Origin of the sequence: Paraburkholderia youngii, from assembly GCF_013366925.1 — a bacterium.
Lineage (GTDB): Bacteria > Pseudomonadota > Gammaproteobacteria > Burkholderiales > Burkholderiaceae > Paraburkholderia > Paraburkholderia youngii.
On record NZ_JAALDK010000001.1, the window covers coordinates 3,071,412 to 3,090,739 of the forward strand.

At 64.0% G+C, this 19,328-nt stretch carries 15 protein-coding genes and 1 tRNA gene; 11 read left to right on the forward strand and 5 right to left on the reverse strand.

Annotated elements, in window-relative coordinates; all coding sequences use genetic code 11:
• Nucleotides 1–58: 58 nt before the first annotated feature.
• Nucleotides 59–1,117, reverse strand: a complete 1,059-nt coding sequence (gene selD / locus G5S42_RS14150) for a selenide, water dikinase SelD (RefSeq protein ID WP_176107289.1) — start codon at nucleotides 1,115–1,117, stop codon at nucleotides 59–61.
• 256 nt (nucleotides 1,118–1,373) lie between these two features.
• Nucleotides 1,374–1,808 carry a beta-xylosidase gene (locus tag G5S42_RS14155; protein WP_246391990.1) on the reverse strand — a complete coding sequence of 145 codons (435 nt, stop codon included), beginning with the start codon at nucleotides 1,806–1,808 and terminating at the stop codon, nucleotides 1,374–1,376.
• A 116-nt stretch (nucleotides 1,809–1,924) separates the two neighbouring features.
• Between G5S42_RS14155 and fdnG the strand changes: the two genes are divergently transcribed.
• The 11 genes from fdnG to G5S42_RS14215 all read left to right on the forward strand — a co-directional run bounded on the left by fdnG (nucleotide 1,925) and on the right by G5S42_RS14215 (nucleotide 15,795).
• Nucleotides 1,925–4,993 (forward strand): formate dehydrogenase-N subunit alpha, encoded by a 3,069-nt coding sequence (gene fdnG / locus G5S42_RS14160; protein ID WP_176107290.1) that lies wholly within the window; start codon nucleotides 1,925–1,927, stop codon nucleotides 4,991–4,993.
• Between the two features lie 9 nt (nucleotides 4,994–5,002).
• On the forward strand, nucleotides 5,003–5,926 hold the full coding sequence (fdxH, locus tag G5S42_RS14165; RefSeq protein ID WP_176107291.1) for a formate dehydrogenase subunit beta: 924 nt from the start codon (nucleotides 5,003–5,005) through the stop codon (nucleotides 5,924–5,926).
• Complete coding sequence (locus G5S42_RS14170) at nucleotides 5,923–6,579, forward strand: formate dehydrogenase subunit gamma (protein ID WP_176107292.1); 657 nt, start codon at nucleotides 5,923–5,925, stop codon at nucleotides 6,577–6,579. The genes fdxH and G5S42_RS14170 overlap by 4 nt, the downstream gene beginning before the upstream one ends.
• A 77-nt stretch (nucleotides 6,580–6,656) precedes the next feature.
• Nucleotides 6,657–7,655 (forward strand): formate dehydrogenase accessory protein FdhE, encoded by a 999-nt coding sequence (fdhE, locus tag G5S42_RS14175; protein WP_176107293.1) that lies wholly within the window; start codon nucleotides 6,657–6,659, stop codon nucleotides 7,653–7,655.
• Nucleotides 7,656–7,701: 46 nt separating this feature from the next.
• Complete coding sequence (gene selA, locus G5S42_RS14180; RefSeq protein WP_176107294.1) at nucleotides 7,702–9,150, forward strand: L-seryl-tRNA(Sec) selenium transferase; 1,449 nt, start codon at nucleotides 7,702–7,704, stop codon at nucleotides 9,148–9,150.
• Nucleotides 9,151–9,163: 13 nt separating this feature from the next.
• On the forward strand, nucleotides 9,164–11,077 hold the full coding sequence (gene selB, locus G5S42_RS14185; RefSeq protein ID WP_176107295.1) for a selenocysteine-specific translation elongation factor: 1,914 nt from the start codon (nucleotides 9,164–9,166) through the stop codon (nucleotides 11,075–11,077).
• Nucleotides 11,078–11,128: 51 nt separating this feature from the next.
• Nucleotides 11,129–11,221 (forward strand) — tRNA-Sec (locus tag G5S42_RS14190).
• Between the two features lie 657 nt (nucleotides 11,222–11,878).
• The gene (locus G5S42_RS14200; RefSeq protein ID WP_176107297.1) at nucleotides 11,879–12,880 is read left to right on the forward strand and encodes an ABC transporter substrate-binding protein; all 1,002 of its coding nucleotides are present in this window, start codon (nucleotides 11,879–11,881) and stop codon (nucleotides 12,878–12,880) included.
• Between the two features lie 29 nt (nucleotides 12,881–12,909).
• Nucleotides 12,910–13,935: an ABC transporter permease gene (locus G5S42_RS14205; protein ID WP_176107298.1), complete on the forward strand. Its 1,026-nt coding sequence runs from the start codon at nucleotides 12,910–12,912 to the stop codon at nucleotides 13,933–13,935.
• On the forward strand, nucleotides 13,929–14,717 hold the full coding sequence (locus tag G5S42_RS14210; RefSeq protein WP_176107299.1) for an ABC transporter ATP-binding protein: 789 nt from the start codon (nucleotides 13,929–13,931) through the stop codon (nucleotides 14,715–14,717). Before G5S42_RS14205 ends, G5S42_RS14210 begins: the two co-directional genes overlap by 7 nt.
• A gap of 43 nt (nucleotides 14,718–14,760) precedes the next feature.
• Nucleotides 14,761–15,795 carry an ABC transporter substrate-binding protein gene (locus tag G5S42_RS14215; RefSeq protein WP_176107300.1) on the forward strand — a complete coding sequence of 345 codons (1,035 nt, stop codon included), beginning with the start codon at nucleotides 14,761–14,763 and terminating at the stop codon, nucleotides 15,793–15,795.
• Between the two features lie 60 nt (nucleotides 15,796–15,855).
• Here the strand turns inward: G5S42_RS14215 and G5S42_RS14220 are convergent, their stop codons facing one another.
• The 3 genes from G5S42_RS14220 to G5S42_RS14230 are packed head-to-tail and all read right to left on the reverse strand — an operon-like array spanning nucleotide 15,856 to nucleotide 19,150.
• Nucleotides 15,856–16,959 carry an LLM class flavin-dependent oxidoreductase gene (locus G5S42_RS14220; RefSeq protein ID WP_176107301.1) on the reverse strand — a complete coding sequence of 368 codons (1,104 nt, stop codon included), beginning with the start codon at nucleotides 16,957–16,959 and terminating at the stop codon, nucleotides 15,856–15,858.
• Entirely contained in the window at nucleotides 16,956–18,182 is a 1,227-nt protein-coding gene (locus tag G5S42_RS14225) for an acyl-CoA dehydrogenase family protein (protein ID WP_176107302.1), read from the reverse strand. Before G5S42_RS14225 ends, G5S42_RS14220 begins: the two co-directional genes overlap by 4 nt.
• Nucleotides 18,183–18,193: 11 nt before the next feature.
• Nucleotides 18,194–19,150: an ABC transporter substrate-binding protein gene (locus G5S42_RS14230; RefSeq protein ID WP_176107303.1), complete on the reverse strand. Its 957-nt coding sequence runs from the start codon at nucleotides 19,148–19,150 to the stop codon at nucleotides 18,194–18,196.
• Between the last annotated feature and the right edge of the window lie 178 nt (nucleotides 19,151–19,328).

Genomic DNA, 19,328 nt, shown 5'->3' on the forward strand with positions numbered 1-19,328 from the left:
GGCCGGTTATGCGTCCTTTCAGGCGTTCTCTAGTGACGCGTTCCTTCAACCGCCTACCTCAGATGACCTCGACCCGCGCTTCACCGCTCACAAGCTCGCCGATCACTCGCGCGTCGGCGAAGCCATCGGCGCGGAACAGTGCGAGCACCTCGTCGACCGCCTCGGGCGCGCACGACACCAGCAGCCCGCCCGACGTCTGCGGATCGGTCAACAACGCACGGCCGGCCGACGGCAACGTGGCGGGCAGCACCACGTCGTGGCCATAGGCATCCCAGTTGCGGCCCGATGCGCCGGTGAAAATACCGGCTTCCGCGAGGCTCGCGACGTTCGGCAGCCACGGCAGGTCCGCATAGTGCACGCGCGCGGTCAGCTTCGAGCCGCGCGCCAGTTCCAGCGTGTGGCCGAGCAGGCCGAAGCCGGTGATGTCGGTCAGCGCATGCACGCCGTCGAGCCGCGCCAACTCGGCGCCCGGCCGGTTCAGCTTGGTGGTCGCGCCGATCATGGCCGCGTAGCCGGCCTCGTCGAGCCGGTCTTTTTTCAGTGCCGCGGACAGAATGCCGACGCCGAGCGGCTTGCCGAGGATCAGCACGTCGCCGGCCCGGCCGCCCGCATTGCGCTTGACGCGCTTCGGATCGACGATGCCCAGCGCGACGAGGCCGTATATCGGCTCGACCGAATCGATCGAATGGCCCCCCGCGAGCGGGATGCCCGCGTCCGCGCACACCGATTCGCCGCCTTTCAGCACGGCCGCAATCACGTCGTGCGGCAGCACGTTGATCGGCATGCCGACGATCGCAAGCGCCATGATCGGCTTGCCGCCCATCGCGTAGACGTCGGAAATCGCATTAGTCGCGGCGATGCGGCCGAAGTCGAACGGATCGTCGACGATCGGCATGAAGAAATCGGTGGTCGCGACGATCGCCTGGTCCTCGTTGAGCTTGTAGACGGCGGCGTCGTCGGCGGTGTCGTTGCCGACCAGCAGGTCGGGGAAAAACGGCAGCGGCGCGCTGCGCTTGAGCAGATCGGCGAGCAGGCCGGGCGCGATCTTGCAGCCGCAGCCGCCACCGTGCGACAGGCTCGTAAGGCGGGGCGACTGGCTTGCTTGGACTTGGGTCATGAGGGCGGGAGTTCGGGTTCGTCGAATGACCGCATTATGAGGGTAGTTTTCACACTGTGCAGCGTCGGCGCGGGCCGCAAACTGGCTTTATCCGAACGATAAACGCCCGCGTAGAAAGTACCCATGCCGAAGCAAATGCAAACGGCAGCTGCGCGCGATGAAACGAATTCTTCACGCGCTAACGCAATTGCGCACCGCCGCGCGAATTGATCGCCGTCGACAATTAGCAAAACAATTACCGCACGATTGCAATGCCTTATTTATTGCTGCCTGCGCCGGTCCCATACAAGCCATTGTTAAATCCGCCGGCGCCCTCGGCTTTTTGTCCCTGGCCGGCGGTTTTGCCGCGCGCGTTACCTTGTCCGCTGTCTTTCGACTGAGGTTTTTGCGATTCGTGAACTGCCGACGCGGCCGGGTCGGGCGTCGAACCCATCCCGGACGAGCGGCTTTCCATGTGCGAAGAGCCCCCCGACTGGGGAATCTGCGCAAGGCTGGGGGAGTTCGCGGCCAGCAGTGCGGCGCCGAGAAGCGCAAGCGAGGCTGCGCCGGCTGCCGCGCGACAGGAGTAAGGAGAGGAGTTCATAGGAGCGCAATAATCCGTCGAGAAGGTCAATGAATTACCATTCGCGGATTCAGCATGAACGGTGCCCGGCGCGTGGAATAAATCGTGCAGGCAGAGGGCGCCGTTCATTCAGGTGACTTTCGCATGTCTGATTTACCCGGGTGGCGAATGCACTACGATCGAGCTACGTGTCGTGAAACGGCATCTATAATCAATTTTGTTCCCAAAAGAGCCGAGGCCATGCAATGACGCAAATGACTCGGCGACAATTCCTGAAGGTTTCTGCCACCTCGCTCGCCGGATCGAGCCTAGCCCTGATGGGCTTCTCGCCGACCCCCGCGCTGGCCGAAGTCCGTCAGTACAAATTGTCGCGTGCTACCGAAACCCGCAACACCTGCCCGTACTGCTCGGTGGGCTGCGGCGTCCTGATGTACGGCCTCGGCGACGAAGCCAAGAACGTGAAGACGAGCATCTTCCACATCGAGGGCGACCCCGACCATCCGGTCAATCGCGGCACGCTGTGCCCGAAGGGCGCGAGCCTGATCGACTTCATCCATAGCCCGAGCCGTCTGCGCTATCCCGAGTACCGCGCGGCCGGAGCGAACGAGTGGAAGCGCATCTCGTGGGAAGACGCGCTCGACCGCATCGCGAAGCTGATGAAGGAAGACCGGGACGCGAACTTCGTCGAGACGACCGCAGACGGCAAGAAGGTCAACCGCTGGCTGACTACCGGGATGCTCGCGGCGTCGGCCAGCAGTAACGAGGTGGGTTATCTGACGCACAAGACTGCCCGCAGTCTTGGCATGCTCGGATTCGACAATCAGGCGCGTGTCTGACATGGCCCGACGGTGGCAGGTCTTGCCCCGACGTTTGGCCGTGGAGCGATGACGAACCATTGGGTCGACATCAGAAACGCGGACTTGATTCTCGTGATGGGCGGCAATTCGGCCGAGGCCCACCCTTGCGGATTCAAATGGGTCACGGAAGCGAAGGCGCACCGCAAGGCGCGCCTGATCGTGGTCGACCCGCGCTTTAATCGCACGGCGTCGGTCGCGGACTACTACGTGCCGATCCGCACCGGCACGGACATCGCATTCCTCGGCGGGGTGATCAACTATCTGCTGACGAACGACAAGATCCAGCACGAGTACGTGAAGAACTACACGGACGTGTCGTTTATCGTCCGTGATGACTTTGCGTTCAACGACGGCCTGTTCTCCGGCTACAACGCCGACAAGCGCAGCTACGACAAGACCTCGTGGAACTACGAGCGCGGCGAAGACGGCTTCGCCAAGGTCGACCCGACGCTGCAGGACCCGCGCTGCGTCTATCAGCTAATGAAGAAGCATTACTCGCGCTACACGCCCGAGCAGGTCGAAAAAATCTGCGGCACGCCGAAGGACAAGTTCCTGCACGTGTGCGAGATGCTCGCGGCGACGTCGGTGCCGGGACGTGCGACCACGATCATGTACGCGCTCGGCTGGACCCAGCACTCGATCGGCTCGCAGATCATCCGCACCGGCGCGATGGTACAGCTGCTGCTCGGCAACATCGGCATCGCGGGCGGCGGCATGAATGCGCTGCGCGGTCACTCGAACATCCAGGGCCTGACGGACCTCGGCCTGATGTCGAACCTGCTGCCTGGCTACATGACGCTGCCGATGGAAGCGGAGCAGGACTTCGACGCCTACATCGAGAAGCGTACCCAGCAACCGCTGCGGCCGAACCAGCTGAGCTACTGGCGCAACTATCGCGCGTTCCACGTGAGCTTCATGAAGTCGTGGTGGGGCGACAAGGCGACCGCCGAGAACAACTTCGCTTTCGACTATCTGCCGAAGCTCGACAAGTCCTACGACCTGCTGCAGGTCTTCGAGCTGATGAGTCAGGGCAAGATGAACGGCTACATCGCGCAGGGCTTCAACCCGCTTGCCGCCGCGCCGTACAAGTCAAAGAACGGCGCGGCTCTGGCCAAGCTGAAGTGGCTCGTGATCATGGATCCGCTCGCGACCGAAACGTCGGAGTTCTGGAAGAACCACGGCCCGTTCAACGACGTCGACAGCGCATCGATCCAGACCGAGGTGTTCCGTCTGCCGACCACCTGCTTCGCCGAGGAACGCGGCTCGCTCGTCAGTTCGAGCCGCGTGCTGCAATGGCACTGGCAGGGCGCTGACGGCCCGGGCGAAGCGAAGAGCGACCTCGAGATCATGGCTGGGCTGTGGCTGCGGATTCGCGACGCTTATCGCAAGGACGGCGGCAAGTATCCCGATCCGATCCTGAACATGAGCTGGCCTTATGCGAAGCCGGACAGCCCGACGCCGGAAGAACTCGCAATGGAGTTCAACGGCAAGGCGCTCGCGGACGTCACCGATCCGAAGGACCCGACCAAGGTGCTCGCGAAGAAAGGCGAGCAGCTCGCGAGTTTCGCGCTGCTGCGCGACGACGGCTCGACTTCGAGCGGCTGCTGGATCTTCTGCGGGGCGTGGACCCAGGCGGGCAACCAGATGGGCCGCCGCGACAACTCGGACCCGACCGGCATCGGCAACACGCTGAACTGGGCGTGGGCATGGCCGGTGAACCGGCGCGTTCTGTACAACCGCGCGTCGTGCGATCTCAACGGCAAGCCGTTCGATCCGACGCGCAAGCTGATCGCGTGGAACGGCAGCACGTGGTCGGGCGCCGACATTCCGGACTTCAAGGTCGACGAGCCGCCTGACAGCGGCATGAATCCGTTCATCATGAATCCGGAAGGCGTCGCGCGGTTCTTCGCGCGCGACGCGATGGTCGAAGGGCCGTTCCCCGAGCACTATGAACCGTTCGAGACGCCGCTCGGCTACAACCCGCTGCATCCGGACAACAAGCTGGCCGTCAGCAACCCGGCGGCGCGCGTATTCCCGGCCGACAAGGCCACGTTCGGCACGCACGAGAACTTCCCGCATACGGCGACCAGCTATCGTCTGACCGAGCATTTCCACTACTGGACGAAGCACGCGAAGCTGAACGCGATCATCCAGCCCGAGCAGTTCGTCGAGATCGGCGAAGACCTCGCGAAGGAGATCGGCGTGGTGGCCGGCGACCGGGTCAAGGTGAGCTCGAACCGCGGGCACCTGATCGCCGTCGCGGTCGTGACGAAGCGCATCAAACCGCTGACTGTCGAAGGCAAGAAGGTGCAGACCGTCGGGCTGCCGATTCATTGGGGCTTCATGGGGCTCGCGAGGCCGGGCTATCTCGTCAATGGGCTGACGCCCCCGGTGGGCGACGGGAACTCACAGACACCGGAAACCAAGTCGTTCCTCGTCAAGGTCGAAAAGGCATAAGGTAAAGAGATGGCACTGCAATCACTAGACATCAGACGCGTCTCGGCCACCACCACGCAACCGCCGGTGGCTCGCGCGCCGGCCACCGGGCAGGTCGCGAAGCTCATCGACGTATCGAAGTGCATCGGCTGCAAGGCGTGTCAGACGGCCTGCATGGAGTGGAACGATCTGCGCGACGAGATCGGCGTGAACGTGGGCGTCTACGATAACCCGCCCGATCTGACCGAGAATTCGTGGACCGTCATGCGCTTTGCGGAGTACGAGAACTCCGCCGGCGATATCGAATGGCTGATCCGCAAGGACGGCTGCATGCACTGCGAAGACCCGGGCTGTCTGAAGGCCTGTCCGTCGCCGGGCGCGATCGTGCAGTACACGAACGGCATCGTGGATTTTCACGAGGAGAACTGCATTGGCTGCGGCTTCTGCATCGCCGGCTGTCCGTTCAACATACCGCGTATGTCGAAGAAGGATCGCCGCGTGTACAAGTGCACGCTGTGTTCGGACCGCGTCGCGGTCGGCCAGGAGCCGGCCTGCGTGAAGACCTGCCCGACCGGCGCGATCATGTTCGGCACCAAGGAGGACATGAAGCTGCAGGCCGAGGACCGCATCGTCGATCTGAAGGAGCGCGGTTTCCAGAACGCTGGACTGTATAACCCGGAAAAGGTCGGCGGCACGCATGTGATGTACGTGCTGCATCACGCCGACCGGCCATCGCTGTATCACGGCCTGCCGGACGATCCGCGCATCAGTCCGATGGTGACGTTGTGGAAGGGCATAGCCAAGCCGATCGGGCTCGCCATCATGGGGATCGCCGCGCTCGCGGGCTTCTTCCACTACACGCGCGTCGGTCCGAACGAGGTGACCGAGGCCGACGAAGCCGCCGCCGTCAAGGAAGCCGAAGAAGCGCGCCGTTCGCGGGAGGGTAAGCAATGAACCACTCTGAGCACACCGACTTCACGGACGTGAAGGGCAACCGCCTGATCGTGCGCTATACGCCGAACGAGCGCACGAATCATTGGATCACCGCGATCTGTTTCATCCTGCTCGCGCTGTCCGGTCTCGCGATGTTCCATCCCGCGATGGCGTTTCTGTACTTCGTGCTTGGCGGCGGACAGTGGACGCGGATCCTGCACCCCTTCATCGGCTGCGTGATGTTCATCTCGTTCCTGATTCTTGCGTTGCGCTTCTGGCATCACAACTATCTCGACCAGGCGGATATCCAGTGGATGAAGCAGTACCGCGACGTGCTGAACAACCGCGAGGAGCGCCTGCCCGCAATCGGCAGGTACAACGCCGGGCAGAAGCTGCTGTTCTTCGTGATGGTGATCTGTATGCTGCTGCTGTTGCTGAGCGGCATCGTGATCTGGCGGCGCTACTTTTCGCTCTACTTCCCGATGGACCTGATCCGGCTCTCAGCACTCGTGCATGCCGTGACGGCATTCCTGCTGATCGTCGGCATCATCGTGCATATCTATGCGGCGCTGTGGGTCAAGGGCTCCATAGGTGCGATGACGCGCGGCACCGTTACTTATGGCTGGGCGCGCAAGCACCATCCGAACTGGTTCAGGGAAATCATCGGCAAGTAAAGTAGCACTCCGCGCACCGGGCCGCCGCGCCACGTCGATGACGGGCGGCGGCTCTTCAGTTTTCAGAGGTCGATAACTTGGCTCAACGAATTCTCGAAGCCGCCGACATCGAGTCGCTCGATCCCTCGGCAATCCCCCGCATCCGCATGCCGGAGCGGCTCGCGGTGTTCGCGCCGCGCGCCGCGCGCCTGCGCCAGCTCGCCTCGCGCGGCAATCCGATTGCCGGCTACCTGCGGCTGATGGCGGCGCTCGCCGATGCGCAGCAGGCGGTGCTCGCGCACTTCAAGGCGCAGCCGCCGAGCCCCGAGCTGATCGCGAGCGCGCAGCAGTATTCGATGCCGCTGATTCCGGCGCTGTCCGGCGCGCGCGATCCGGCGTGGCGCGACGTGCTGCTGCAACTGCTCGACAAGATCGAAGCCGCGGGTCCGTTGACGCCGCCGCTCGTCGCGGTGTTCACGCAACTGCGCGCGCTCGACGTCGCCACGCTCGAAGCGCAGGCCGACGCGATCTTCGCGCAGCGCTTCGCCGACGTAGAGCCGGCGAGCGCGCCATTCATCATGGCCGCGCTGCAAGTCGTGTGGACCGACCTCGCCGCCGACATCGACAAGCGCGCCGTACCGTACCTCGACACACCGGGGCTGTGCCCGGTATGCGGCTCGCATCCGGTGGCCAGCACGCTGCGCATCGGCGGCGCGTACGACAACTATCGCTATCTGCAATGCGGGCTATGCGCAACCGAATGGCATATGGTCCGAAGCAAATGCTCGAACTGCGATTCGACGAAAGGCATTGCGTACCACGTGGCCGGCTCGCCCGACGCCGACGCGGCCACGCGCGAAGCCGAAACGAAAAACGCCGTGCTGAAGGCGGAGTCGTGCGACGAATGCCATACTTACCGCAAGATCGGCATTCAGGCAAAGGACTACGAGTTCGATCCATTCGCGGACGACCTCGCGAGCCTCACGCTCGATCTGCTGATGGGCGCGGAAGGTTACCGGCGCGCGTCGCCGCATCCCTGGCTGTGGCCGGAGCAGACGGCCGGCGCGACCGACGCGGAGGACGACGAGTCCGCCTGACGGCGACCTGGCCGGACGCAAGTTCAACACGACATAAGGATTGCTCGTGAGCGATGTGAGCGGCTCGGAATTGCGCGCGCTGATGGCGCGCGTGCCATCGGTGGACAAGGTGATGGCGTCGGCCGAATTCGCGCCGCTGATCGGCGAATACGGCCGCACTCAGGTGCTCGATGCGTTGCGCGACGCGTTCGACGCGTGGCGTATCAACGCGCAATCGGGCGATGCGGCGGCCAACCCGGCGGTGAGCGCGCTCGAAACCCCGCAGCTGCATGCGACGGTCGCTGCGGCGCTGCTCGCGCGCAACGCGTCGCGGCTGCGCAGTGTGTTCAATCTGACCGGCACTGTATTGCACACGAACCTCGGCCGCGCGCTGCTGCCCGACGAGTCGGTGCGCGCCGTGATGACCGCGCTCACGCAACCGGCTAACCTCGAGTTCGATCTCGCCACCGGCATGCGCGGTGATCGCGACGACCTGATCGACGATCTGATCTGCGAGCTCACCGGCGCCGAGGCGGCAACCATCGTCAACAACAACGCGGCCGCGGTGCTGCTCACGCTGTCCGCGCTCGCGGCGAAGAAGGAAGTGGTGGTGTCGCGCGGCGAGCTCGTCGAAATCGGCGGCGCGTTTCGCATTCCCGACATCATGAGCCGCGCGGGCGCGAAGCTGCGCGAAGTAGGCACGACGAACCGCACCCATCTGAAGGACTATGAACAGGCAATCAACGCGCGCACCGCGCTGCTGATGAAAGTCCACGCGAGCAACTATGCGATCAGCGGCTTCACGAAGGAAGTCGGTATCGACGAGATCGCGCCGCTCGCGCACGCGCGCGGGCTCGCGGTCGCCGTCGATCTCGGCAGCGGCACGCTGGTCGATCTCGCCGAATGGGGCTTGCCGCGCGAGCCGACGGTGCGCGAGACCGTCGCGGCCGGCGCCGATGTCGTCACCTTCAGCGGCGACAAACTGCTCGGCGGACCGCAGGCCGGGTTGATCGTCGGGCGGCGCGATCTGATCGCTCAGATCAAGAAGCATCCGCTGAAGCGCGCACTGCGCGTCGGCAAGCTGACGCTCGCGGCGTTGGAGCCTGTGCTGCGGCTGTATCGCGCGCCCGAGAAGTTGGCGGAGCGGCTGACCACGCTACGGCTCCTCACGCGTCCCGCCGAGGACATTCACGCTGCCGCGCAGCGCGTGCTACCGGCGCTGCAGCAGGCGATCGGCGCGCGCTACACCGTGGCGGCGGAACCGATGTTCAGCCAGATCGGCAGTGGTGCATTGCCAGTCGACGTGCTGCCGAGCCACGGCCTCGTCATCAGGATGACCGACGGCAAGCGCGGCGGCCGTCATCTGCTCGCGCTCGAAAAGCAGTTGCGCGAGATGGCGCGGCCGGTGATCGGCCGGATCGCGGACGACGCGTTGCGGCTCGATCTGCGCTGCCTCGAAGCCGCCGACGAAGCGCAATTGATCGCACAGCTAATCGCGCAACCGAAAAGCAACTGAAGGACAGGCACGCATGATCGTCGGTACAGCGGGGCATATCGACCACGGCAAAACCAGCCTCGTGAAGGCACTGACCGGCGTCGATACGGACCGGCTCAAGGAAGAAAAAGCGCGCGGTATTTCGATCGAGCTCGGTTACGCATACGTGCCGCTCGAGAACGGCGACGTGCTCGGTCTGATCGACGTGCCGGGCCACGAAAAGCTCGTGCATACGATGACCGCGGGCGCGAGCGGCATCGACTTCGCGCTGCTCGTGATCGCCGCCGACGACGGCGTGATGCCGCAAACGCGCGAACATCTGGCGATCGTCGAACTGCTCGGCATCCGGCGCGGTGCGATCGCGTTGACGAAAGTGGATCGCGTCGACGAGGAGCGACTGCGCGAAGTGCACGACGAAGTGAGTGCGTTCGTCGGCAAGAGCGTGCTGCGCGACGCGCCGGTATTCGATACCTGCGCGACTCGCGCGGGCGATGCGGGCGTCGCCGCGTTGAATGCGCATCTGCGCGAGCAGGCCGCCACATGGCGTATGAAGCGCGACGACGGCCTGTTCCGCCTCGCCGTCGATCGTGTGTTCACGCTCGCGGGGCAGGGCACGATCGTGACCGGGACCGTGGTGGCAGGCAGCGTGAGCGTCGGCGACACGATGCTGCTCGCGCCGAAAAATCAGCCGGTGCGCGTGCGCAGTATCCACGCGCAGAATCGCCCCGCCGAAACCGGCCGCGCCGGCCAGCGCTGCGCGCTGAATCTGGCGGGCATCGACAGGAGTGCGATCGAGCGCGGCGACTGGATCGTCGATCCGCAACTGTCGCAAGCGAGTGAGCGTATCGACGTCATGCTGGCGCTGCTCGCCGACGCGCCGCACCCGCTCGAACATTGGACGCCGCTGCACGTGCATCTCGGCACGCAGCATCAGGTTGCGCATGTCGCGCTGCTCGAAGGCGACACGCTCGCGCCCGGTCAGCGCGCGCGCGTTCAACTCGTGTTCGAGCGGCCGCTGTGCGCGGTACCGGGCGATCGCTTCGTCGTGCGTAACGCTCAGGCCAATCGCACGGTGGGCGGCGGGCATGTGCTCGATCCGTTCGCTCCGGCGCGCAAGCGGCGCTCGGCGGAACGCTTCGACTGGTTCGACGCGATACAGACGCTGCTCGACACCGGCTCACTCGATGCGCTGTTCGCGCGCGCGCCACACGGTTTGTCGCGGGCCTTGCTGGAGCGCCTGACGGGGATGCCGGCAGCCGCGCTCGCGTTGCCCGCCGGGACGCGCACGATCGAACTCCCGGGCCATGACGCACTGCTGCTCGCGGACGCGGCATGGCACGCACTGGCCGGGCGCGTGACGAGTGCGCTCGCGCAATACCACGAGCGCTCGCCGGATGAGTTGGGTCCAGACGTGTCGCGCTTGCGGCGCATCGCGGCGCCACTGGTCGACGACGCGCTGTGGCGCGCGTTGGTCGACGATGCGGGGGCGCGTGGCGAGCTGATCAGACGCGGGCCATGGCTGCATTTGCCCGGCCACACCGTGACACTCGATGCCGCCGATCAGGCGCTTGCCGCGACGCTGCTGCCCGAGATCGAGGCGGGACGTTTCGATCCGCCGTGGGTGCGCGAGCTCGCGAACGGGCACGGTGTGCCGGAGGAGCGCGTGCGTCAGTTGCTGCGCAAGCTCGCGCGTCAGGGCGAGCTGTTCCAGGTCGTGCATGACCTGTTCTATCACCAGCAGGTGATTCGCGAACTTGCGTCGATCGCGGCGACGGAGGCGCACAAGAACGCCGGCACCGTGGCGGCGGCGCCGTTTCGCGACGCGACCGGACTCGGCCGAAAACGCGCGATCCAGCTTTTGGAGTTCTTCGACCGGGTTGGGTATACTCGCTTCCACCGTGGCCTGCACCTCGTGCGCACGGATAGCCGCTGGCTCGATCTGCGTTGATCTGGCTTCTGCGGCCTGTTTCTATCGGGCACGCGTCATTCAATCACCGTAGGAAGGCATTCGTATCCGGTGGTGCGGCTGGGCTTCAAACCCAGTTGAGGGCGTCAGACGCTCTCAGGTCGGTTCGACTCCGGCTGCCTTCCGCCCGGCAAGGCTTCCGGGGTGTTCCGGCATGTTTGTTTGTTGTGTGGAAGAAACCACAAACCTTCCGTTTGGAAGCTATTCGGTGAATTTTTTGCCGTAAGTTGTAACACGCAAAGTTGACGGTCAATGAGGGCCCCGGCGCGGTGCGCTTCACCGTACAAATTTGGCTTGGTACGTCTTCCGAGTGCAGTTAAGCTGCTATACGGGCCGTTTCGCTCGGGCGACGCGGCGACAGAACCCCGTCTGGTGAGCGGCTCCCATCCGCTTTCAGGAGCGGGCCGGTTGCCGCTCCGCGAACGCTTCTCTGCCATGCCTGACACTACGCAGTGCCTTGGACAGTTCACCAAGGCCCATCGGCGCGCTGATTGTCAATCTGCCGACCGGTCGCTGCGTTTGCCCGCGCACGTCGGCGATGGCATCAGCATATTCTTCGAGCACCTGCTTACTGCGCTCGTAAAAACGTCGGCCTTCAGGCTACAGTCCGACCGGGACGCGCAGTCGGTAGACGGTGAACGTCGATTGATTTCCACCGTTCCCGCATACCCCGGAGAAAATGCAAACGATAAATATTGAGTCGATATAAACATATCGAAATTGAATAATTCTCAAGGCGGACAGTCGTCGTTACGCTGTGCGTAATATGCACAGCGAGGACTTATGACCGCCTCTGTTCCAACGTCTTTATCAACGTCGGTGCACTCGCGCCGACGTGTGCTGCGTTCGCTTGCCGCCGCGCCGCTTGCAATGGCGAGTGCGTTGACAGGCGCACGTAACGCCCGTGCGGCAGACGATGTAACCATCGTGCTCGGCGATCAGGCGGCCGGCACGCGCGCGCTCGTCGAAGCGGCGAAGGTACTCGACGGTGCGCCCTACGCGTTCCGATGGGCCAACTTCCAGGGCGCCGCGCCGTTGTTCGAAGCGCAGCGCGCGGGCTCCGTCGATCTCGCGCCAGCGGGCGACCTGCCAGTGCTGGCGGCTGCCGTCGGCGACCCGACGCTGAAGATCGTGGCGACGCGCATCGGTTCGGGCGCTCAACTCGGCATTCTGGTGGCACCGAAATCGACCATCCGCACCATCGCGGATCTGAAAGGCCGCACGGTGTTCGTTTCGTCGGCACGCGGCAGCATTTCGCAGTTTCAGCTATACGGTGCACTCGCGGAAGCCGGACTCACGAAAGACGACGTGACGGTGCGCTTCATCCTACCCGTAGATGCATTTGCGGCCTTCGCATCCGGCGCGATCGAAGTGTGGGCGACCTTTGATCCGTACTACGGCATCGCTGTGCAACGTGGCGGCCGCATCCTGCGCGACGGCTCGGGCATCAATAGCGGATTGGGCTTTATCACCGCTTCGGGCGCATCGCTGGCTGATCCGCGCAAGCGTGCCGCTATCGCTGACGTGCTCGTTCGCTATCAACGTGCGGGCGACTGGGCGCTCGCGAATCCCGACGCCTACGCGCAAATCTACGCGACGCTCACACGCTCGCCGCTCGATGCCGCCAGGCAGATCACGCAGCGCGCGTCGCTCAAGCAGCATTTCGTCACCGACGCCGATATCGCAGCACTGCAAAAAGTCGCGGATCGTGCGCATCAGGATGCGATCCTGCCGCGCCGCATCGACGTGCGCGCGATCTCGGAGACGCATCTTGCCAGCGCATAAACCTGGATTGATCGACGGAGCACGATGACATGTCCACGCAAACACAAACGCTTGAGCTTGCTGGTGTCGCAGAAGAGGACAAGCGCGACGGACGCGAGCACGGCAAACGCCTGGTCGCGTTGGTGGCCGCGCTCGGCTGGCTCGGCGGCGCGGCCGTCACACGATGGTGGCCCGCGCTTGACGACTGGCCTTATACACGCGAGCTGTCGATTCTGAAGCTGCTTTTGGCGGCATTGTCGCTTGCCATAGGCATCGCGGGTTGGCGTACGAGCAATACCCGAAGCGCGCGCGTCGAAGCATGGCTCAACGGTGCGCCGTGGCTGCTCGCGCTATCCATCGGATTGACCGCATGGGAAGTCGTCACCGCGCAACTCGAATGGCTGCCGCGGCCATTCTTTGCGCCACCTCAAGCGTTGATCGCCGTTTTTGCCGACGACCTCCCACGCCTCGCAGCGAGCGTCGCACATTCGTTCGAATTGCTCGCATATGGCTACGTGCTGGGCGCGCTGACGGGCTTCGTGATCGGCGTGAGCATCGGCTGGTCGAAGGCAGTCGGCTACTGGCTGCATCCTGTGCTGCGGCTGATCGGTCCGCTGCCGGCTGCTGCCTGGCTGCCGCTTGCGTTCTTCTTCTTTCCGTCGAGTTTCAGCGCGAGCGTGTTCCTGATCGCGCTGGCGACGGCGTTTCCCGTTGCGGTGCTCACGTGGTCGGGCGTCGCGAGCGTCAATTCCGCGTTCTACGACGTGGCGCGCACGCTCGGCGCGAAGCCGTCGTTTCTGATCCTGCGCGTCGCGATTCCCGCTGCGTTGCCGCTTGTTTTCGTCGGGCTGTTCATGGGACTTGGTGCCTCGTTCGCCGTGTTGATCGTCGCGGAGATGATGGGCGTGAAAGCGGGCCTCGGCTGGTATCTGCAATGGGCGCAGGGGTGGGCTGCCTATCCGAACATGTACGCCGCGCTGCTGGTTATGGCGTTGATGTGTTCCGGCCTGATCACCTTGCTGTTCCGCGTTCGTGACCGATTGCTCATCTGGCAAAAAGGAATGCTGAAATGGTAGCCGCTTCTTTGTCTCACACGTCTCACGCGAAGCAGGGCGCGCGCATCGACGTGCGCAACGTCACACATCGGTTTGCGCTGCGCGGTGAAGCGCTGCCCGTGCTCGACGACATCAGTCTGACAATCGAACCCGGCGAATTTGTCGCGCTGCTCGGACCGAGCGGTTGCGGGAAGTCCACCTTGCTGCGGCTCGTGGCGGGTCTCGATGCACCCGCGCAAGGCGTCATTCATGCGGACGGTGAAACCGTCACAGGACCCGATCCGTCGCGTGTGGTCGTGTTCCAGGACCCGACGCTGTTTCCGTGGCGCACGGTGCGCGACAACGTGGCGCTCGGTCCGCAGGCTCAGCGTGCGCAGCGCGATGCGGCAAAGCGTATCGATGCCGCGCTCGAACTCGTGGGCCTGTCGGCGTTCGCGAAAGCCTTTCCGCATCAGCTCTCGGGAGGGATGGCGCAGCGCGCGGCGCTCGCGCGCGCTCTCGTCAACGATCCGCAACTTCTCGTGCTCGACGAACCGTTCGGCAAGCTCGACTCGTTGACGCGCATCCGGATGCAGTCCGAGTTGGTACGTCTCTGGCAGGCCGAAAACTTTTCGATGCTGCTCGTCACGCACGACGTCGAAGAAGCGCTGTATGTCGCGAACCGGGTGATCGTGCTGAGCGAACGCCCGGCGCGCATCGTCTCGCAAGTGCGCAACGACGCGCCGTATCCGCGCCATCGCGACGACCCCGATCTCGTCAGGTTGCGCCGCGAAGTGCTGGGGCTGCTCGGCCTCGACACCTGAGCGGCGCGTAACCAAAACACCATTACTTAGGGGAAATCACGCGATGAAGCATTCAGGCGACAACACACCATCGAACGCCGCGCGCCGCACCTGGCTGCGCAACACGGCATGGACAATGGGCGCTGCGGCGGTCGGCGGCGCGACGTTCGGACTGCCCGGCGTGCGCGCATCCGCCGACGAAGCATTGAAACCGCTCAAACTCTCATGGAATGCGGGCGCCATCTGCACGGCGCCCGTGCCCGTCGCCGTGCAGCAGGGCTTTTTCCGCAAGCATGGCTTGCAGGTCGAACTGATCAACTTCGCGGGTTCGACCGACCAGCTGCTCGAAGCGATCGCTACGGGGAAATCCGACGCGGGTGTCGGCATGGCGCTGCGCTGGATCAAGCCGTTGGAGCAGGGATTCGATGTCAAGCTGACGGCGGGCATCCACGGCGGCTGCATGCGCCTGCTCGCGACGCGCGCATCGGGCATCGTCGATCTGCAAGGGTTGAAGGGCCGCACTGTCGGCGTGAGCGACATGGCGAGCCCGGCAAAGAACTTCTTCGCGGTCTCGCTGAAGAAGATCGGCGTCGATCCCGACAACGACGTGCACTGGCGCCAGTATCCGGCGCCGCTGCTGGGTGAAGCGCTGAAGAAGGGTGAAGTGCACGCGATCGCCGATGGCGACCCGACCATCTGGACATTGCGCGAGGCCGATCATCTGCAGGAAGTGTCGAACAACCTGTGCGGCGAGTATGCGAACCGCGTGTGTTGTGTGCTGGGCGTTCGTGGCTCCCTCGTCCGCAAGGACCGCGCGACGGCTCAGGCGCTGACGCAGGCCTTGCTGGAAGCCACCGAATGGACCGCGAATCATCCCGCCGAGGCCGCGGCGATCTTCGCGCCGAATGCGCCTGGCGCGAACGTCGCGCAACTGACGGAGATGTTGAAGAGCCACACGGATCACCATCATCCCGTGGGCGATGCCTTCAAGAAAGAGATTTCGCTGTACGCCGACGATCTGAAATCCGTAGGCGTGTTGAATTCGGGGGCGAACTCGGACCGGTTTGCTACGCGGGTGTTTGCCGACGTATTGGCTTGATGGAGGAGCGCAGCGCGCCGGCTTCGGCGCGCTGCGTTTGCGGAGAGTGCGGAAAATGAGCTAAGCGGGAAGGGCTTCTCGCGTCCGGTTCCTCTCTGCGACCGCGTTGCGTACGAGCGGCAGTAGATCACGCCCGTAAGCCAATGCATCCTCGAGCGGATCAAATCCACGAATGAGGAAGGTCGTTACTCCAAGTTTGTGATATTCGACCAGCGCGTCGGAAACCTGTTGCGGTGTGCCGACAAGCGACGTCGAATTTCCCGCTGCCCGCGTGAGTGCAGTGATTCCCGTCCACAGACGCGTGTCGACCACGCTTCCCTTGTCCGCCTCAGCGAGCAATCGCAATGCGCCGACATTCTTCGGCTCCTTTGGCCTGCGCGTGAAATTCGGCGAGGCAGCGACGACACCCTTCGCACGCTCCAGAATCGACTCGGCGCGCGCCCATGCGGCCTCTTCCGTCGCGGCGATGATCGGGCGAAGCGACAGGCTGAAGCGGATGAGCTTTTCCCGTCCATGGCGCGCAGCAGACTGGCGCACCTTCGCTATCGTTTCTTCGACGGCGGCGAGCGATTCGCCCCACAGCGCATACACATCGGCATGCTTGCCCGCGACCTCGATTGCGGCGTCCGACGAGCCGCCGAAATACACGGGCAAATGCGGCTGCTGCAACGGACGGATCTGCGACTTGTGACCCGCGACACGATAGTAGGCGCCTTCGTGATCGAACGGTGTTTCACTCGTCCATGAACGCCTGACGACGTCGAGATATTCGTCCGTGCGCCGATAGCGCTCGTCGTGCGACAGAAAATCGCCGTCGCGCTGCTGCTCGACGTCGTCGCCACCCGAAATGATATGGACGGCCGTGCGTCCCCCGCTGAAATGATCGAGCGTAGCAAGCTGACGTGCCGCGAGTGTCGGTGCGACGAAGCCCGGACGATGCGCGAGCAGGATGCCGAGGCGCTTTGTCTGTTGCGCGACGAACGAGGCGATCTGAAAGCCGTCGGGCGACGCGCTCGAATGCGCAATCAGCACACGGTCGAAGCCGCCATATTCATGCGCTTGCGCCACGGCGGCAATGTACGGCGGATTGACGGCGGGTCCTTTCGGCAAATGAATCTCGCTCGCTTCCTGATGGCTCACATAGCCGATGAATTCGACGCTCATCTGGGTTCGCTCCTCGTGGGTGAAGTGGTGGTGAATGCGGCGCGGCCCAGATTGCCGAGCACGGTGTCGTTCTGCGGTGTGTGAATGCGCGCGCACAGCACGTCGCGGTAGTGGCGCTCCAGTGCGTTGTTGCGACTGAGGCCAGGATTGCTGCTCGCTTCGAGTGCGAGTTCGACGGCATCGATAGCGTGCTGGCTGACGAGATACTTGATGGTCGGCGCTTCGACCGTGCCGATCTGGCCGGCTGCGCCTGCATCGAGCAGAACGCGGTTGTTGAACAGTAGCGCATCGATGCGCCCCACCGTCTGCCGAAAACTGTCGAGCGTCGATAGCGGGGCGTTCAGTCCCGAAGGCACGCGTTGCGCCGCCCACTGCACGAACCAGTCACGCGCGGAGCGTGCGATGCCGTCGTAGATCGATGGCAGCAACACGTTCATCCACAGGCTCGTCACCGGGTCCATGCCGTTGGTCGGGCCGGGCGGTTGAAGATCGACGGCCTGCTCGAACGGTACGCGTACGTTATCGAAGATCACTTCATGGCTGCCCGTCGCACGCATGCCGAGATGATTCCACGGCTCGCCAAAACGGATACCGGGCGTGTCGCGATGAACGAGCCACGTGCCGACTCGCGGTGCCGCTTCGTCCGTGCGTCCCCACACGGCGAACCAGGTCAGGCCGGGACTGCCCGTCGAATACAGCTTGCGGCCGTTCAGTATCCAGTGATCGCCTTCGCTGCGGCCAACCGTGGCGGGCAGGCCGCCACGCGACGGCGAGCCGAGTTCGGGCTCGACGCGCAACGAGTTGATCAGCGCGCCGCGTTCGACGGCATCGCGCGCAATGCGTTCTTTCAGCGCTATCGGCCAGTTCGGATTGGCCTGCAAACGCAGATGATAGAGACACTGCATCACGAGAATCAGCGCCGTCGAAGGTTCGCCGCGCGCTACCGCGCGAATCACCTTGAGCGCTTGTGCAAGTGTGGCCTCGCGTCCGCCGAGCGCACGCGGCACGGTCAGCGAAAGCAGACCCGCGCGACGCAGACGGGCGAGGTTCTCGTGCGGGAAGATCGGGCCGGCGTCGAGCGCGGCGGCGCCTGCGCCGAATTCGGCTGTCAGCGCGGCGAGCCACGCATCGGCTTGCGGACTGTCGAGGTCGGCGAGTGCCTGAAGCGCATCGGCGTCGCGCTCTGCATCAGCAAACGCGCCTTCGGGTTGACGGCTGGTCATGGTCGGTCGGTTCACTGTGCGGTAAGCGCAAATTGCCGGTCGAAACTCTTCGTGACATCGAGCGGTGTCTTGATCACACCCGCACGGTGATAGAGATCGGCCGTCTTTTGCTGTTCGGCGATGAGGCCATCGTCGATGACGACGGGATGCAGTTGCGCGCGCTGATAGACGGTCATCAACACTTCGGGCGGCAAGCCCGTCACTTTCGATTGCATCGCGGCCACTTCGTCCGGATGCGAGAGCGCCCAGCGCTGACCGGCCGCGACGCGCTTGAGGAAATCGGCGATTTCGGCATGCTTGTCCTTGATGGACGTTTCCGTCGCAGCCTGGAAGCTAAGGCCAGAAGACAGATTGACGCCATTCGCGATGCTGCGATCGTGATCGCGCTGCTCGGCAAGCGCGACATACGGATCCCACGTGGACCACGCGTCGACGTTACCGGACGCGAGCGCAGCTTTTGCGTCGGCGGGCTGCATGAAGCGCAGCGACACATCCGAGAGCTTGATGCCCGCGCGTTCGAGCGTTGCAATCGCGAGGTAATGGCCGATCGAGCCGCGCGTGGTCGCGATGCGCTTGCCCTTGAGATCGGCGGCCGTTCTGATCGGTGATGCGTCAGGCACGATGATCGCGAGATCGGTCGGCGTCGAGCGCGTTGCGGCTACTGCACGCACTCGGGCGCCCGCCGCGTACGCGAAGATCAGCGGCGCATCGCCGAGGCCGCCGACATCGATTGCCCCCGCATTGAGCGCCTCTCCTAGCGGTTGCGCAGCAGGGAAGTTGAACCATTCGATCTTGTACGGCACGTCCTTCAACTGGCCTGACGCTTCGAGTATGCCGCGCGTCTGCAACTGCTGGTCGCCGACTTTAAGCGTCGTGTCCGCCAGCGCGGCAGGCGATGCGCTCGCGACGATCGCGCAAATCAGAAGGCCGGAAAATCTTTGCAGAAATCGCTTGAGAAGGAAGGGCATGAGGAGCGCAGCATGAGGTAGTTGGATAAAAACACACGATACGGTCGCAGGTTCTATAAGACAAACGCATTGTTCTTCTTTGCTAATATGCGTGAGAGGAAAACGGAAAGCTGGAAATACCGCTTGAGCGTACGGGCGGTTGCAGGCTAGTGTCGCTCTATCAATACTTCATTTGAAG